Origin of the sequence: Arthrobacter sp. UYCu712 (assembly GCF_040547005.1) — a bacterium.
Taxonomy (GTDB): domain Bacteria; phylum Actinomycetota; class Actinomycetes; order Actinomycetales; family Micrococcaceae; genus Arthrobacter.
On the sequence record NZ_JBEPOZ010000025.1, the window covers coordinates 1 to 16,763 of the forward strand.

Sequence of the window (16,763 nt, forward strand, 5' to 3'; positions counted from 1 at the left end):
GTGCGGCGGCGGGGGCGCCGCCCCCGGGGTCCCCCCCCCGGGGCGGGGGGGCGGGGGGGGGGGGGCCCCCCCCCCCCCGGGGGGGGGGGGGGGGGGGGGGGGGGGGGCCCCCCCCACGCCGGCAGACGGGATGCAGGCGCGGGCGCCGGCGCGGAACCGGGGCCGGAAACCCGGCGCGGGCGCCGGGCAGCGGCACGGGAATGACCGCGGCTTGTCCACATAGCCGGCGCGGATCCAGCCGATTTGCCCGGCTTTGAGACAATGATCTGGTGACTGTTGTAGCAACGCCTCCCGCCCCCAAGCTGGAACTCCCGCCCCTGAAGCTGGGCCCCATCACCGTGGACACCCCCGTGATCCTGGCTCCGATGGCGGGTATCACCAACTCCGCCTTCCGCAGGCTCTGCCGTGAATACGGCGGCGGCCTGTATGTCGCGGAGATGGTCACCTCCCGCGCCCTCGTGGAGCGCACGCCGGAATCGCTGCGCATCATTTCGCATGACGACGACGAGAAAGTCCGCTCCGTCCAGCTCTACGGCGTGGACCCGGTCACGGTCGGCCAGGCCGTGCGGATGCTCGTCGAGGAAGACCGCGCGGACCACATCGACCTGAACTTCGGCTGCCCCGTCCCCAAAGTGACCCGGCGCGGCGGCGGATCGGCGCTGCCGTGGAAGATCGACCTCTTCACCTCGATCGTCCGGACCGCCGTCAAAGAAGCCTCGAAGGGCAACGTCCCGCTGACCATCAAGATGCGCAAAGGCATTGACGAGGACCACCTCACCTACCTGGATGCCGGCCGGATTGCCCGGGACTCCGGCGTTGCCGCCGTTGCGCTGCACGGCCGGACCGCCGCACAGTTCTACTCCGGCCAGGCCGACTGGTCCGCGATCGCCCGGCTGCGTGAGGCGCTGCCGGATATTCCGGTACTCGGCAACGGCGACATCTGGTCAGCGGAAGACGCGATCCGGATGGTCCGCGAGACCGGCGTCGACGGCGTCGTGGTGGGCCGCGGCTGCCAGGGCCGGCCGTGGCTGTTCGGCGACCTCATGGCGGCCTTCGAGGGAAGCGACGAGCGGCACAAGCCGGCCCTGCACCAAGTGGCCGAGGGTGTCTACCGCCATGCTGAGCTGATGGTCGAAACCTTTGGCAATGACGAAGGCAAGGCGCTCCGCGAGATCCGCAAGCACATGGCCTGGTACTTCAAGGGCTATGTGGTCGGCAGTGAGTTGCGGACCAAACTGGCCATGGTGACCAGCCTGGAGGTGCTGCGCGAAACGCTGGACCAGCTGGACCTCGATTCTCCGTATCCCGGCGTTGACGCCGAGGGCCCGCGCGGCCGCGCAGGCTCACCGAAGAAGCCCGCCCTGCCCAAGGATTGGCTCCTGGACCGCAATATGGACGCCGAGCAGTCGCGCGAGATATGCCACGCGGAACTGGACGTGTCCGGTGGCTGAAACCAGGACCACCGCCCCGGTGCTGGACGGCTACGTTGCCCGCGACACCGCCCGCTGGGTGGAGGAGCCGGCCAAGAGCACCTACCGCTCCGACTTCGAACGCGACCGCGCCCGCGTCCTGCACTCTTCGGCGCTGCGCCGGCTCGGTGCCAAGACCCAGGTGGTGGCCCCGGACACCGACGACTTCGTCCGCACCCGGCTCACCCACAGCCTCGAAGTGGCGCAGGTGGGCCGCGAGCTCGGCCGGGCGCTGGGCTGCGATCCTGACGTCGTGGATACCGCCTGCCTCAGCCATGACCTGGGCCACCCGCCGTTCGGCCACAACGGCGAATCCGCCCTGAACGAGGTGGCCCACGCGATCGGCGGCTTCGAAGGCAACGCCCAGACGCTGCGGCTGCTGACCAGGCTGGAACCCAAGGTCCTGGCCGCGGACGGGCGGCCCGCCGGGCTGAACCTGACCCGGGCCAGCCTCGACGCCGCCGCGAAATACCCGTGGTCCGCCGAGAACGCCCCCGTCATCCACGGCCAGCGGACCAGTAAGTTCGGCGCCTACGAGGACGACCTCCCGATCTTTGACTGGATCCGCGAGGAAGCCCCCGGGCGCCGCTCCTGCCTCGAAGCCCAGGTCATGGACCTCGCCGACGACATCTCCTACTCGGTGCACGATGTCGAGGACGCGATCGTCGCCGGCCACTTCCAGCTGCGCTGGATGGACAATCCGGACCACCGCGCCCGGGTGGTGGGCTACGCCAAGCAGTGGTACCTGCCGCACAACGATCCCGCCGCGATCGATGCTGCCCTGGCCCGCCTGGAAGCGACGAGCGTCTGGGTGCGCGAAGCCGACGGCAGCCGCAAGTCGATGGCCGCGCTCAAGGACATGACCAGCCAGCTGATCGGCCGCTTCTGCCAGAGCGCCCTGGAGACCACCCGCGCCCTGTACGGACCGGAGAACCTCACGCGCTACAACGCGGAACTCATCGTCCCCGATGAGACCGTGATGGAAATCGCCGTGATGAAGGGCCTCGCCACCACGTTTGTGATGACCACCGAGCACCGGCAGCCCATCTACGAGCGCCAGCGCGAGGTGCTGCACGCCCTCGTGACGGCGCTGAGCGCCACCGCGGACCGCCACCTCGAGCCGATGTTCGCCGCCGACTGGCGCGACGCTGCCGACGACGGCGCGCGGCTGCGCGTCGTGATCGACCAGGTCGCCTCGCTGACCGACGGTTCCGCGCTGGCCATGTATGAACGGCTCGTCGGCAGCCTGCCGTCGCTCTGGTGACCGGCACCACAGGCGGCCCCTCGGCGTCGTACCCGGGGACTAGGATGGCACTGTGGCCGGCCTGATCAAACGCGAGGATATTGACGAAGTACGCCAGCGCACGGACATCAAGGAAGTCATCGATGGTTACGTGACCCTCAAGGGTGCGGGCCTCGGCTCCTTCAAGGGCCTGTGCCCCTTCCACGACGAGCGTTCGCCCTCGTTCACCGTCCGTCCCCAGGTGGGCAGGTACCACTGCTTCGGCTGCGGCGAGGACGGCGACGTCATCTCCTTCGTGCAGAAACTGGACCACACGTCCTTCCATGAGGCCGTCGAAAAGCTGGCTGCCCGCATCGGCTTCGAGCTCCGATATGAGGACGGCGGCTCCGGCCCGAACCGCGAGGAAGTCGGCCGGCGGCAACGGCTGCTCGACGCCCACAAGGTGGCCGACGAATTCTTCCGCGCACAACTTCTGACGCCCGGCGCCACCGAGGGCCGCAACTTTTTGCACGGCCGGGGTTTCGACCGTGCCGCAGCCGAACAGTTCGGTGTGGGCTACGCGCCGCAGGGCTGGGACTCGCTGCTCAAGCACCTCCGGGGCCGCGGCTACACCGACGCGGAACTCAAGCTCACGGGCATGTTCTCCGAAGGCGGCCGGGGGATCTATGACCGCTTCCGCGGCCGGCTGATCTGGCCCATCCGCGACATCGCCGGGGACACGATCGGCTTCGGTGCCCGCAAGCTCTACGAGGACGACCAGGGCCCCAAGTACCTCAACACCCCCGAGACCGCGCTCTACAAAAAGTCGCAGGTCCTCTATGGGATCGACCTCGCCAAACGCAACATCGCCAAGGACCGGCAGCTGGTGGTGGTGGAGGGCTACACCGACGTGATGGCGTGCCACCTCGCCGGAATTCCGACGGCGGTGGCCACCTGCGGCACCGCCTTCGGCACCGAACACATCAAGGTCGCCCGGCGGCTGCTGTCCGACGACGGCAGCGGGGGAGAAGTCATCTTCACCTTCGACGGCGACGCCGCCGGCCAGAAGGCGGCACTGCGGGCCTTCGAAGAAGACCAGCGCTTTGTGGCGCAGACCTACGTCGCCGTGGAACCCGGCGGGGCCGACCCCTGCGAACTGCGCCAGTCCAAGGGCGACGCCGCTGTCCGGGACCTGATCGCCACCCGGCGGCCGCTCTTTGAATTCGCCATCCGGGCCGCCTTGAAACGGCACAACCTGGACACCGTGGAGGGCCGGATCGCCGCCTTGCGGGAATCCGCCCCGGTGGTGGCACAGATCCGCGACGCCGGCATCCGGCCGGGCTACGCCCGCGAACTGGCCGGCTGGCTGGGGATGCCGGTCGAGGAAGTCAGCCGTGCGGTCGGAGCGGCAGCCAAGCGTGCCGCCCAGGGGCCCTCAGGCCAGCAGGGGCAGGGCTCCGGTCACTCCCCGGGCGCTGGTGGAGCCCCGGCGCGGTCCGCGCCCGGCGCGGCGACCCTGCCGCCGTCGGCCGCCCTTCCCTCCTTCAACCGTCCCGACCCCCGTGACCCGGTGGCCGCCATGGAGCGCCAGGCGCTCGAGGTCGCCCTGCAGGAGCCCGGGATGCTGGAAGGGGACACCTGGCAGCGTTTCTCCGAGGCGCGCTTCTCGACGCCGGCGTACCTGGCCATCCATGAGGCCATCCGGGCCACCGGCCTGGCGTTCACCGGGGACCCGGCGCGGTGGGTGGAGCAGCTGCTGCAGGAAGTCCCGGGGCCCCTGCGGCCGCTCGTGTCCGAACTTTCCGTCGTGCCCCTGCCGGCGAGCACGGCAGAAGGCGTCCAGCGGTACTGCAGAGACATCCTCGCGCGCCTCTTCGAGCTCCAGATCACCCGGGTCAAGGCCGACAAGATGGGCCAGCTGCAGCGCCTGGACGCCTCGGCTGACCCGGAGGAATTCCAGCGGCTGAACCGTGAGCTCATGCAGCTCGAGGTGCAGCGGCGGTCGCTGCGCTCGGACGCCTGAGCCGCCGATTTCGTTTCCCGGGCTCGAGTTTGCTAGGCTTATACCCGCTTCATTCCTCCTTAGCTCAATTGGCAGAGCATTCGACTGTTAATCGAAGGGTTGCTGGTTCAAGTCCAGCAGGAGGAGCGCGCAGTCCCCGTTCCGGGTTTCCGGGACGGGGACTTTTTTATACCCGGCGGGGGTATTTCCGGCATTCTTGCGGCAAGGTGTCCGGCCGATTTCCATCGCGGCAAAACCTTTGCTAATGTCGTACCTGCTTCATTCCTCCTTAGCTCAATTGGCAGAGCATTCGACTGTTAATCGAAGGGTTGCTGGTTCAAGTCCAGCAGGAGGAGCGGACAGGTCCCGCGGCCGGTGAACAACCGGCCGCGGGACCTTTTTTATGCCGCCGGTTTGTGCTTTGGCTCTCATGCCGGCGTATCTGCCGCTGCGCGTCTTGACCATGGCTCAGACGAAGTACATCTCGACCTGGAGGAAGCGTTCGGCTTCTGCCACGGCGGCCTCGAAGGCCTCGCGTTCGGTGGGGGACTTCCGCGGCTCGCGCGGATGCCACTCGTGCGGGGCGGAATGGACCTGCGTGAAGCCTGACCCCGGCGGAGCGTAGAAGATGCCGAAACGCTGCACGGGCCATTCGGCTGAGGTCTCGGGGGCAACCAGCAGCGCCGAGTCATAGGCCGGGTTGTACCACTGGGCGATCGGGCGCCGCCGGTCCTCGGTGAAGAGCCCCGCCGCGAAGAGGGACGCGGACTGCTGGCTGGTCTGGCTGCACAGCCGATCCCACCACAGGGGCAGAATCCCGGCGTCACACCGCTGCCACGTGGTCGGGAGGGGCGGAGGATCCTGCCAGTGGGGCACATTCCAACTTTATCGCCCGCAGGGGGCCGGCAACAGGGCCAGGTGGCAGGGCGCAGCGGCTCGGCGCCCGCCCCCCGGGACGGACATGCCCCCTGCTGGCGTTGGCGGGTGGACATAGGCCCTGTATGCCCGGTCCTGGGCACGAGGAATGGGCATGTCCTCCCGGGGGAGGGGCAGCCCGTGCTGCGGGCGCCGTGGGGCTTGTCCTGGGCTGCGGGCGCCGTAGGACATGTCCCGTGCTGGCGTTGACGGGTGGCCATAGGCCCTGTATGCCCAGTCGTGGCCACGAGGAGTGGGCATGTCCTCCCGGGGGAGGGCAGCCGCTACTGAATCGAGGGCACAGTCCTGGGCCGGACCACGAGCCAGAGCGCGGCCGCGGCCAGGAAGATGCAGGCGGCCTGGACGGCGCCCATCGGGGTAGGTGAGCCGACGCCGAGCCAGCCGACCACCGGCGAAATCAGGCCCGCCATCATGAACGTCGCCGCGCCGAGCAAGGAAGCTGCGGTTCCGGCCTGCGCGCCGTGCTTGGCCAAGGCCAGGACCTGGACGCACGGGAAGGTGAAGCCGGCGCCGAGGATGTAGAACCAGAGAGGCAGCATCACGCCCCACAGCCCGAAGCCCAGCTGGTCGAAGATGACGATCAGCACCGCCATCAGGAACATCCAGGCCGTGGAGCACGTCAGGATCCACTGAGGCGGGACCTTGCGGATGAGCCGGGCACTGGTCTGGACGCCGGCCACGATGCCGAGCGAGTTGACGCCGAACAACAGCCCGTACTGCTGGGGACTGAAACCGTAGACGTCCTGGAAGAGGAACGGCGAGGCGGAGAGGTAGGTGAAGAGGCCAGCGAAGTTCATGCCGCCCACCATCAGCAGGCCCACAAAGATCCGGTCCGCGAACAGTACCGCGTAGCGCTGGCGGGCGGTCATCCCGGACTTCCCGCGCAGTTCCCGCGGCAGGGTCTCGCGGACCACGAATATCGCAGCGATGAGCACACACGTCCCGTAGCCTGCCAGGAAGACGAAGATGCCGGGCCACGGCGTCAACAGGAGCAACTGGGAGCCGATCACCGGCGCGAGGATGGGCGCCAGGCCGTTGACTAGGGCCATCCTGGAGAACATCCGGACCATGGCATAGCCGCTGAACAGGTCCCGGACCATGGCCATGGCCACCACTCCGCCGCCGGCAGCGCCGATTCCCATCAGCACACGGAAGAGGCCAAGCGTCGTGATGTCGGTGGACAGGGCGGCGCCCAAGGAGGCTGTGATGTGCACCGCGGTCGCCAGGATCAGCGGCATACGCCGGCCGAACTTGTCACTAAGCGGCCCCACCACGAGTTGGCCCAGGGCGAAACCCACCGTCGTACCCGTGAGCGTGAGCTGCACAGCGGCCTCTGACACCCCGAGGCTCTCTTCCAAGGCCGGGAAGGCCGGCAGGTAGAGGTCCACCGTGAAAGGTCCCAGGGCGGTCAGCGCGCCGAGCATCAAGACGTAGAGCAGCTTGCGACGGCGGCTGAGGGAATCGCCGGGATTGGGGGGTGTAGTCACAGAGGTCCATCCTAGGCCCGGCACGGTTGCCAGAAGCGGCAGCAGGGGCGCGCCACACCGCACCCGCAAGGCCCGGCCCGGAGCCAGAATGGTAGTTTTGACACCGGGGTCCGCGTCAATGCGCCCCGAACCGGCAACCCGCGGAAGCGGAATCACAGACGTAACCAGTTAGGCGGGACCGATGAGCGGACGTCACAGCGGCGGGACAAGCGAGGGGCTGCGCGTTTCCGCGCTGCCCAAGACCCTGAAACTGATCTTCAAACTGGCGCCCCGCCAGCTCAACGACCAGATCGCACTGGCCAAAATCGAGATCAAGCGCAAGGGTATCGAGCTTGGCGTCGCCGCCGCGTTCTTCGCCGTCGCCCTGGCGTTTGTCGCCTTCCTGGTGATCGGCCTCATCGTGGCCGCCATCATGGGCCTGGCCACGATCATGCCCGCATGGCTCGCCGCGCTACTGGTCTGCGGCGTCTTCCTGCTGATCGCCCTGATTGCCGGGCTGGTGGGCCTCCGGAAATTCAAGAAGGCCATGCCGCTCATGCCCGAAGACACCATCCGTGGCCTCAAACACGATCTCGGCGTCGCCAAGGAAGGCTCCGCCTTCGATCCGGCGGTCCTTGACCCCGAGTCCGAACAGTTCAAGGCCGCGAAGGCCGCCAAAGCCGAAGCCGCCGCCAAGGCGAAGGCCGAGAAGGAAGCGAAGAAGGCCGCCGAGCCCGACCTCGGCCCGCCGCCCACCGAGTCCGAGCTGCGGCACCGGATCGTCCAGCGCCGGACGCACCTCACCGGGGTCCGGGACGAACTGAACGAGGAACTCGACGTCAAGACCCAGGCGCGGGCCCTGCTGGCCGCGGCCCAGGTCCGGCTGCAGGATGGCAAGGAACAGCTCAGCGGCAAGGTTGCAGGTTTCCGGTCCTCGACCGGTGCCGGTGCCGCGGAACAGTTGGGCCGGCGTTGGAAGCCGCTCGCCTTCCTCGCGGCCTCGAGCGCGGCGCTGGTGTTCCTCCTCCGCAAACTGATCAAGGGCTAGGCAGCCCACTGAACTGCTACGCCCGAAGTTCTACGGCCACGGAAAGGGGGGACGGATGAAGTTCATCGGTGCCGGTGCCCGGCCTGGGCGATCCCAGGTCCACCACGACGCGGTCTTCACCGTCCCCAATGTGTTGACCGTGGTGCGGTTCCTTGGCGTCCCGCTCTTCATTTGGCTCGTGCTCGGCCCGCAGGAATACGGCTACGCCGCCCTCGTCCTGGTCATCATGGCCAGCACCGACTGGGTGGACGGCTACATCGCCCGCCGCTTCAACCAGATGTCCAACCTCGGCCGGATCATGGATCCCATCGCGGACAGGCTGTCACTGATCGCGGTTGCCGTAACCTTGGTGATCGCCGGCGTCGTGCAGTGGTGGTACCTGGCGGCCCTGCTCGTCCCGGATGCGATCCTGCTCGCGGTGTCGTTGTACTACTTCAGCAGTCATCCGGACCTTCCGGTCAGCCGGATCGGGAAGTTGCGGACGGGGCTGCTCCTGACCGGGACGCCGCTGCTGGTGCTTTCCAAGCTGCCCATCCCGGGCACCGAGGTCTACGCCGTGATCGCCTGGATCTTCCTGGGCCTGGGCCTCATCGGGCACTGGATCGCCGGCTACAACTATTTCCGGGCCATCATCCGCAAAGGCAAGAAAGCCAACGACGACGACGGCGGCGTCCGCTGATGGTCTGGACCGCAGTTCTGCTCGCGGTGCTCGGCGCCTTCTGCCTGGCCTTCGGTGCGCAGCGCCAAGGCAGCGCGGTGAAGGCGAACACCGGGGGACTGGCGCTCAGCAGCCGCGGCATGCTCCGGCTGCTCCGCAGCCCCCGGTGGGTGTTCGGCCTGTTGCTGTTGTGTGCGGGCATGGCCATGAACGCCGTCGCTCTGGTCATAGCGCCGCTGACCGTCGTGCAGCCGATCGGGGCGATCGCCCTCGTCATCACCACGATCGTGAACGCCAAGGACCAGGGGCTGAGCATCAACAGGGCCACGGTGGTGGCCATTTCGGCGTGCGTCGCGGGTTCGGCGCTGTTTGTGGTGATGGCGGTCAACGTGACCCAGGAAAACCACCAGGTCAGCGCCTCCGACGAGCTGACAATTGTGCTGCTGCTGGCCTTGGCTGTCGGACTGTTTGGAACGCTCGCGCTGATGTTCAAGCACCGGATGAGCGCGTTCATCTATATCCTCGGCGCGGGCATCCTGTTCGGCTTCGTGGCCGTCCTGACCCGCATCATCGGCAAGCACCTGCTGGACCCGAACGGCCTGGGCGTGCTGAATGTGCCGTGGTACTCCGTCGTGGCTATCGCCGCCGCCGGCGGACTCGGGTCCTGGTTCGTGCAGAACGCCTACTCCGGTGGCCCGCCGGACCTCGTGATTGCCGGGCTGACCGTGATCGACCCGATCGTCGGGATCGCGATCGGCATCACGATCCTGGGCGAACTGCGGCCGGATGTCCACGCCGTGGCGGCGATTGCGATGGGGACAGCCGCTTCACTTGCTATCGTGGGTGTAATCGCCCTTTCGAGGCACCACCCGGAGGTCACCAAGCGCAAGAAGGACGCGCGGAAGGCCTCGGGCCGGTTGTCATAGGGCATCGGATCCAGATTTCACCAGTAGGCCCGGCGCCTGCGCCGACGGCCAGCCGGCCACCGCAGCCCGCACCGTGACCACCAGGAGCTCCCCACGTGACCATGCCCGACACCCAGCACCCGTTGACCATCCTGATCGCCGCGGACACCTACCCGCCGCACGTCAACGGCGCCGCCCAGTTCGGCTACCGCCTGGCCAAAGGAATGACCGCACGCGGGCACGACGTGCATGTACTCGCCTGCCGTCCGGGCAAGGGCAAGAGCTTCAGCGAATTCCGTGACGAGGCAACAGTCCACCGACTCCGATCCCACTCGGTGCCGACGCACGAATACTTCCGCATCACGTTCCCGTGGGAGATCAAAAAGGAAATCAGCCTGCTGTTCGACCGCATCCAGCCGGACGTCGTGCACATCCAGAGCCACTACATGATCGGCGAGCACGTGCTCTACGAGGCCGTGAAGCGCGGCATCCGGATCGTCGCGACCAACCACTTCATGCCCGAGAACCTGAACCCGTTCCTGCCGTTCCCGCAATGGTTCAAGGACATCGTCGGCCGCATCTCGTGGAAGGACATGGGCAAGGTCATGGGCCAGGCCGACGTCGTCACCACCCCTACGCCGCTGGCCGCCAAGGCGATGCACCAGCACGCCTTCCTCCGCAAGGTCCTCCCGCTCTCCAACGGGATCGACGCGTCCGCCTACGAACTCAAGGCCGGCGAGACGCTGGAACGCCACCCCAGCCCCACCGTCCTTTTCGTCGGCAGGCTCGCCGAGGAGAAGCACGTTGACGTGCTCATCGACGCCGTCGCCAAGACCCCCAAGGATCTGGACATCCACCTCGAAGTTGTCGGCGGCGGCGAAGTGCGGCCGGCCCTCGAAGCGCAGGTCGCCCGGCTTGGACTGCAGGACCGGGTCAAGTTCCTGGGCATGGCGAGCGATGCGGAACTGCGCGAGGCCTACCTCGCGGCAGATGTCTTCTGCATGCCCGGCACGGCCGAGCTCCAGTCCCTGGTCACCCTCGAGGCGATGTCGGCGTCGACGCCGGTGCTGCTCGCGGACGCCATGGCGCTGCCGCACCTGGTGCACGACGGCGAGAACGGTCACCTGTTCACGCCCAATGACAGCGACGACCTCGCCGCAAAGATGGCACGGCTCTTCACGCTTCCGTCAGACGAGCTCGCTGCCATGGGCAAAACGAGCCGGGAGATGGTGGAGAACCACAGCATCGAACGCACGCTCCGGACGTTCGAAGACCTCTACCGTGGAGCCAGCTACGACGACCTGGTCGTCTGAGCGGGGGGGCGCTGCTGACAGGCAGCGGCGATTAGTATTGTTAGAGTGTTTTTCTGCCCGGATGCGGTCCGGCTCCGAGTGGGCCGGGACGATGTCCGGGCACCTGGGGCTATAGCTCAGCTGGTTAGAGCGCGGGACTCATAATCCTAAGGTCCTCGGTTCAAGTCCGAGTAGCCCTACTTATCAGCGGAACCGTGACCGGTCCGCACCCCGGGAGCCGTGGCTGACCTTACGACGTCGGCCACGGCTCCTTCCGTCTGCCCGGACAGCGTCCGGCCCCATCCTGCCGCCGCGCACTTCCGGGACCCACGCCGCCCGGCTTCCCCGCCCTCGAGTCCGCGGACTGTGCCGTCCCTTGCCGGACGCCTCAGCGCTGCTGTATGTTACTGATGAGTAACTTACATCCGGCGCGACGCCTGCGTCCTTTTGGTCGCTGCTGATCACAAGTGAAGGAACAACATGCCCAAAGCTGCAATCGACATCAACAACCTCCCGTACGCCGATGGCGACTTCTTCGCCTTCGAGCAGCTGCTCAGCGGCAAAGAGCAGGACCGCCTGGCGGAAGTCCGGGCGTTCCTGGCCCGCGAGGTCAAGCCGATCGCCGTCGACTGCTGGAACCGCGGCGAATTCCCGATGGACCTGATCCCGAAGCTGGCCGAGATCGACCTGGTCAGCCCGGTCAAGCGGCAGGGCTACTCCAACCTCTTCGCCGGCATCATGCACGCCGAAGCGACCCGGGCGGACACGTCCATCGCCACCTTCATGGGTGTCCACGACGGGCTGTTCACCGGCTCGATCGAAGCCCTGGCCTCGGAGGAGCAGCAGGAAGCCTGGCTGCCGGACGTCTACTCCCTCAAGAAAATCGGCGCCTTCGGCCTGACCGAACCCCTCGGCGGATCCGACGTCGCCGGCGGCACGCGGACCACGGCCCGGCGTGAGGGCGGCAGCTGGATCCTCAACGGGGAAAAGCGCTGGATCGGCAACGCCACGTTCTCCGACTGGGTGGTCATTTACGCCCGCGACCTCGCCGACAACCAGGTCAAAGGCTTCCTTGTGGACACCAAGGCCGAGGGGTACACGGCGACCAAGATCGAGAACAAGATCTCGCTGCGCACCGTCCAGAACGCGGACATCACGCTCGACAACGTCGTGGTGCCGGACTTCTTCAAGCTGGCCAACGCCAACAGCTTCCGCGACACGAACAAGGTCCTCAAGGTCACCCGCCTGGCCGTCGCCTGGCAGGCGGTCGGCCAGCAGCTCGCCGCCTTCGACGTCGCGCGCCGGTATGCCGTCGAGCGCCACCAGTTCGGCCGCCCGATTGCCTCCTTCCAGATGATCCAGCATCAGTTGGTACAGATCTTGGGCAACGCCGTGAGCTCCATGGGCATGATGGTGCGGTTGTCGCAGCTCGAGGACGCCGGCGAAGCCAGGGACGAGCAGTCGGCCCTGGCCAAGGCCTTCACCACCGCGCGGATGCGCGAAAGTGTTGCCCTGGGCCGCAGCATCCTCGGCGGCAACGGGATTGTGACTGACTACGAGATGGCGAAAGTCTTCGCCGACGCGGAAGCCATCTACTCCTACGAGGGGACGCACGAGATCAACACCTTGGTCACCGGCCGGGCCATTACCGGAATCTCTGCGATCGTCTAGGGCTCCCGCCTTAGCGGGTGCGGCGCGGCGCCGTACTTCCCGGCCCGCGGACCTTCATCTTTCCCGGACCACCCGGCGCCTATCCAGGCGCCGGGTCAAGAGGCGGCAGCAGGATAGAGGGCCGCAGGTCCATCACGAAGCCCAGCGGGTTGACGTACTCCTCCCCGCGCCGCACGCCCCAGTGGACGCAAGGGACCGGCCCGCAGTGGCCGGGCAACACTGTGCCGAGCAGGCCGCCGTCGGGCACGAAGGCACCGACCGGGAGCTGGCTTTCCACCGGCTCGAAACTGCTGCGCAGGCCATTGCCGTGATCGATGCTGATGACAGGCCGGTCCACAACAACCCCGGCAAAACTCACGGTCCCCGCTGCCGGAGCAGTAAGCGGGGCACCCACGGACGCCGCCGCGAGGTCGACGCCGCGATGACCGCTCAGCCACGGCCTGGGTGGAGGGTCAAAGGGCCGGAGCACCGCGGGCCGGGGATTCAGCGGCCACCGCCAGGCTCCAGGAGCAGCCGGCGCCGACGGCACCCGCGGAGCCGCCGATACGGCAAGGACGGCCGGGCCCGCAGCGGCCGCCGCGACGGGGGCGAGGGCCAGGAGCATCGCTGCAAGCAGAGCAGGAATCTTCATGGTCCCAGCCTGCCGAAGGCTTCGGCCGGCCGGAAGCGCCCGTCCCCGGTATGTGGAAAGCCCCCGGCCCCGCCACCCGCGGCCACCGAGGCCACCGCGGCTGCCGCCGCGGCCACTTCGGCACCAGCCACGGCTGCCGCCGGATCCATGCCCCGGATCGGCCCGCCGGAAAGGCCCCAGAAAAGGCCTCCGGAAGGCCCCCGGAAAGGTCCCCGCCAGCCACCACAAACCGTCCATCCGGACCGGGTGCCTGTAGTACACTGGGTGGAGCAGTTTGCTGTGCCCTCACGCTTGATCAAGGTAATTGTCTAAGCCGGCACGCCTCATTCAGGGGTGCGGGGGAGCAGCGGCTGACTACGCGTATCCAACCCTCCTTATCTGAAGCCTGAAACTTCCGGTGCGGAGGACTGCGCCTCCTGCGGTCCGTCCTTTACGGGGCGGATGGGAAGCGCGGTGGATGCCAGGAGCAATGCCCGCCTGGGTATTTGCTAATAACCGTCAACTATTGGCAGGGTAAGAGAACCTATGGGCTCTCTCATGAATGACCTGCCGGAAGGAGCGCCGGCATGCCCGTCGTAACTATGCGCCAGCTGCTTGACAGCGGCGTCCACTTTGGACACCAGACCCGCCGTTGGAACCCGAAGATGAAGCGATTCATCTTCACGGAACGCAATGGCATCTACATCATTGACCTGCAGCAGTCGCTGTCCTACATCGACCGTGCCTACGAGTTCGTGAAGGCCACCGTTGCACACGGCGGCACCGTTCTCTTCGTCGGCACCAAGAAGCAGGCGCAGGAATCCATCGCCGAGCAGGCCACCCGCGTTGGCCAGCCGTACGTCAACCAGCGTTGGCTCGGCGGTATGCTGACCAACTTCCAGACGGTCTCCAAGCGCATCCAGCGCATGAAGGAACTCGAAGAGATCGACTTCGACGACGTCGCCGGTTCCGCGTACACGAAGAAGGAACTGCTGCTCCTTCGTCGCGAACTCACCAAGCTGGAAACCAACCTTGGCGGTATCCGCAACCTGACCAAGGCACCGTCCGTGCTCTGGATCGTGGACACCAAGAAGGAACACCTCGCCGTTGACGAGGCCAAGAAGCTGAACATCCCGGTTGTTGCCATCCTGGACACCAACTGCGATCCGGACGAAGTCGACTTCCCGATCCCGGGCAACGACGACGCCATCCGCTCCGTCAACCTCCTGACCCGCGTTGTGGCCGACGCCGTTGCTGAGGGCCTCATCGCCCGTAACCAGCGTGCAACCGGCACCACCGAGGCTCCGGAAGAGCCGCTGGCTGAGTGGGAGCGCGAGCTCCTCGAAGGCAGCAAGGCCGAGGCTGCTGCTGCCGCTCCGGAAGCCGAAGCTGCTCCGGCCGCTGCCGCTGAAGAAGCTCCGGCTGCTGCAGAGGCTCCCGTTGCTGAAGAGGCTCCCGCTGCAGAGGAAGCCCCGGCTGCTGCCGAGGCCACCCCGGCTGACGAAGCCAAGTAGCCTGCCAGCTCAGCTGACAAGTAAATCTGGATCGCCCCACGCGCTCTCCGGAGCGTAGGGGGTACTGACAGGATGGCCGCTCACCGGGTGAGCAGCCGTCCTGTCGGTCCGTACACCACATAAAATTTCTAGACAGAGGGGTTCACATGGCGAACTACACTGCCGCTGATATCAAGGCTCTGCGCGAGCGCACTGGCGCCGGCATGATGGATGTCAAGAAGGCTCTTGACGAAGCCAACGGTGACGCCGAGAAGGCCATCGAAATCATCCGCATCAAGGGCCTGAAGGGCGCTACCAAGCGTGAAGGCCGCTCCACCGCAGAAGGCCTGGTTGCTGCCAAGGTCGACGGCGGCGTCGGCGTGATGATCGAAGTCAACTGCGAGACCGACTTCGTCGCCAAGGCTGACAAGTTCATCCAGCTCGCCGACAAGGTCCTGGCCGTTGCAGTCGAGTCCGGCGCTGCCGACCTCGAGACCCTGCTGGCCACCGAGGTTGACGGTAAGCCGCTGTCCGAGGTCGTCGTCGAAGAGGGCGCCGTTCTGGGCGAAAAGGTTGTTGTCCGCCGCATCTCCCGCATCGAGGGTGCAACGGTCGACGCTTACCTGCACAAGACCTCCAAGGACCTCCCGGCCCAGGTCGGCGTTCTGTTCGCTGTCGACGGCGAAGGCGAAGCCGCTGCTACCGCAGCTCACGACGTCGCCGTGCACGTCGCCGCGATGTCCCCGAACTACCTCTCCCGCGAGGATGTTCCGGCCGAGCTCGTCGAGTCCGAGCGTCGCATCGCCGAGGAGACGGCCAAGGCTGAAGGCAAGCCCGAGGCTGCGATGACCAAGATTGTGGAAGGCCGTGTCACGGGCTTCTACAAGGGCGAGGTCCTCCTCGACCAGGCATTCGCCAAGGACGCCAAGAAGTCTGTCGCGCAGGTCCTCACAGAGGCCGGCGTCAAGGGCACCGCATTCGCGCGTTTCCGCGTCGGTTCCTAGTCAGACAACTGTCCGGCATTAGTCAGACACGCTAAGGGGGTGGTCACCGTGGTGGCCACCCCTTTTGCATGCACCCGGGACATGCACCACCAAGGGCGGAATGACGCCGTTGGTCCCCGGCACGATAACCTAGCTCAGAGTTCACCAACGGGAAGGCACCATGGAAACCGTCACTAATTCAGCCCAGCCGAGGAAGAACCGGCGCAGAGTCCTGTTGAAGCTTTCCGGCGAGGTCTTCGGCGGCGGGAAACTGGGCGTAGACCCCGATACTGTCCGCGGCGTAGCGAAGCAGATCGCCGCCGCAGTGCCCGACGTCGAGGTCGCAATCGTCGTCGGCGGCGGCAACTTCTTCCGCGGTGCAGAACTGTCGCAGAGCGGCATGGACCGCTCCCGCGCCGACTACATGGGCATGCTCGGCACCGTGATGAACTGCCTGGCGCTCCAGGATTTCCTGGAACAGGCCGGCGTGGAGACCCGCGTGCAGAGCGCCATCACGATGGGCCAGGTCGCCGAGGCATACATTCCGCGCCGCGCCATCCGGCACATGGAGAAGGGCCGCGTCGTGATCTTCGGCGCCGGTGCCGGACTCCCGTACTTCTCCACCGACACCGTGGCGGCGCAGCGGGCCCTGGAAGTCCACGCCGACGTCGTCCTGATGGCCAAGAGCGGCGTCGACGGCGTCTACACCGCGGATCCGAAAAAGGACCCCACTGCCGAGAAACTCCACCGGCTCAGCTACGACGACGCCCTGCGCCGCGACATCCGGGTGATGGACCAGACCGCCATGACCATGTGCAAGGACAACAGCCTCACCATGGTGGTGTTCGGGATGGAAGGCGAAGGCAACGTCACCCGTGCCATCCTCGGCGAGGAGCTGGGCACCGTAGTCACCCCCTAGCAGCGGCTAGGATGTTTTCAGGACAGTTCCGCTCCCCGGACCAGGGGGAACACGTGGAAACACAGACGGAATTTAGACCATGCAGCAGT

Annotated in this window: 14 protein-coding genes and 3 tRNA genes; 14 read left to right on the plus strand and 3 right to left on the minus strand. The window is 66.9% G+C overall.

The annotated features are described in order from the left end of the window. Positions 1-269 precede the first annotated feature (269 nt). From dusB to ABIB51_RS18950, 5 genes are all read left to right on the plus strand, one after another. Positions 270-1,451: a tRNA dihydrouridine synthase DusB gene (gene dusB / locus ABIB51_RS18930; RefSeq protein WP_354190817.1), complete on the plus strand. Its 1,182-nt coding sequence runs from the start codon at positions 270-272 to the stop codon at positions 1,449-1,451. Further along, positions 1,444-2,733, plus strand: coding sequence for a deoxyguanosinetriphosphate triphosphohydrolase (locus tag ABIB51_RS18935; protein WP_354190819.1), 1,290 nt, complete (start codon positions 1,444-1,446; stop codon positions 2,731-2,733). The genes dusB and ABIB51_RS18935 overlap by 8 nt, the downstream gene beginning before the upstream one ends. 52 nt (positions 2,734-2,785) lie before the next feature. Continuing rightward, entirely contained in the window at positions 2,786-4,714 is a 1,929-nt protein-coding gene (gene dnaG, locus ABIB51_RS18940) for a DNA primase (RefSeq protein ID WP_354190821.1), read from the plus strand. 53 nt (positions 4,715-4,767) lie between these two features. After that, positions 4,768-4,840: transfer RNA gene (locus ABIB51_RS18945), tRNA-Asn, on the plus strand. Between the two features lie 136 nt (positions 4,841-4,976). Further along, positions 4,977-5,049 (plus strand) — tRNA-Asn (locus ABIB51_RS18950). A 112-nt stretch (positions 5,050-5,161) separates the two neighbouring features. On the opposite strand, the gene ABIB51_RS18955 is transcribed toward ABIB51_RS18950, so the two are convergent. Further along, positions 5,162-5,569, minus strand: coding sequence for a hypothetical protein (locus ABIB51_RS18955; protein WP_354190822.1), 408 nt, complete (start codon positions 5,567-5,569; stop codon positions 5,162-5,164). Between the two features lie 323 nt (positions 5,570-5,892). Next, positions 5,893-7,116 carry a multidrug effflux MFS transporter gene (locus ABIB51_RS18960; RefSeq protein ID WP_354190824.1) on the minus strand — a complete coding sequence of 408 codons (1,224 nt, stop codon included), beginning with the start codon at positions 7,114-7,116 and terminating at the stop codon, positions 5,893-5,895. 181 nt (positions 7,117-7,297) lie between these two features. On the opposite strand from ABIB51_RS18960, the gene ABIB51_RS18965 reads away from it, so the two are divergent. The 6 genes from ABIB51_RS18965 (at position 7,298) to ABIB51_RS18990 (ending at position 12,669) form a co-directional block, all read left to right on the plus strand. After that, the gene (locus tag ABIB51_RS18965) at positions 7,298-8,143 is read left to right on the plus strand and encodes a phage holin family protein (RefSeq protein ID WP_354190826.1); all 846 of its coding nucleotides are present in this window, start codon (positions 7,298-7,300) and stop codon (positions 8,141-8,143) included. A 55-nt stretch (positions 8,144-8,198) separates the two neighbouring features. Further along, complete coding sequence (locus ABIB51_RS18970; protein WP_354190828.1) at positions 8,199-8,822, plus strand: CDP-alcohol phosphatidyltransferase family protein; 624 nt, start codon at positions 8,199-8,201, stop codon at positions 8,820-8,822. Beyond that, positions 8,822-9,727, plus strand: coding sequence for a DMT family transporter (locus ABIB51_RS18975; protein ID WP_354190830.1), 906 nt, complete (start codon positions 8,822-8,824; stop codon positions 9,725-9,727). The genes ABIB51_RS18970 and ABIB51_RS18975 overlap by 1 nt, the downstream gene beginning before the upstream one ends. A 95-nt stretch (positions 9,728-9,822) precedes the next feature. Then, positions 9,823-11,019: a glycosyltransferase gene (locus tag ABIB51_RS18980; RefSeq protein ID WP_354190832.1), complete on the plus strand. Its 1,197-nt coding sequence runs from the start codon at positions 9,823-9,825 to the stop codon at positions 11,017-11,019. A 105-nt stretch (positions 11,020-11,124) separates the two neighbouring features. Then, positions 11,125-11,198 (plus strand) — tRNA-Ile (locus ABIB51_RS18985). 280 nt (positions 11,199-11,478) lie between these two features. After that, positions 11,479-12,669, plus strand: coding sequence for an acyl-CoA dehydrogenase family protein (locus tag ABIB51_RS18990; RefSeq protein ID WP_354190834.1), 1,191 nt, complete (start codon positions 11,479-11,481; stop codon positions 12,667-12,669). A gap of 79 nt (positions 12,670-12,748) precedes the next feature. On the opposite strand, the gene ABIB51_RS18995 is transcribed toward ABIB51_RS18990, so the two are convergent. Next, positions 12,749-13,300: a M23 family metallopeptidase gene (locus tag ABIB51_RS18995; RefSeq protein ID WP_354190836.1), complete on the minus strand. Its 552-nt coding sequence runs from the start codon at positions 13,298-13,300 to the stop codon at positions 12,749-12,751. A 566-nt stretch (positions 13,301-13,866) separates the two neighbouring features. Between ABIB51_RS18995 and rpsB the strand changes: the two genes are divergently transcribed. The 3 genes from rpsB (at position 13,867) to pyrH (ending at position 16,674) form a co-directional block, all read left to right on the plus strand. Next, a complete protein-coding gene (gene rpsB / locus ABIB51_RS19000; RefSeq protein WP_354190838.1) occupies positions 13,867-14,793 on the plus strand; it encodes a 30S ribosomal protein S2 in 927 nt (308 codons plus the stop codon). 146 nt (positions 14,794-14,939) lie between these two features. Then, positions 14,940-15,776: a translation elongation factor Ts gene (tsf, locus tag ABIB51_RS19005; RefSeq protein ID WP_354190840.1), complete on the plus strand. Its 837-nt coding sequence runs from the start codon at positions 14,940-14,942 to the stop codon at positions 15,774-15,776. Positions 15,777-15,936: 160 nt separating this feature from the next. After that, complete coding sequence (pyrH, locus tag ABIB51_RS19010; RefSeq protein ID WP_354190842.1) at positions 15,937-16,674, plus strand: UMP kinase; 738 nt, start codon at positions 15,937-15,939, stop codon at positions 16,672-16,674. Positions 16,675-16,763: the final 89 nt, after the last annotated feature.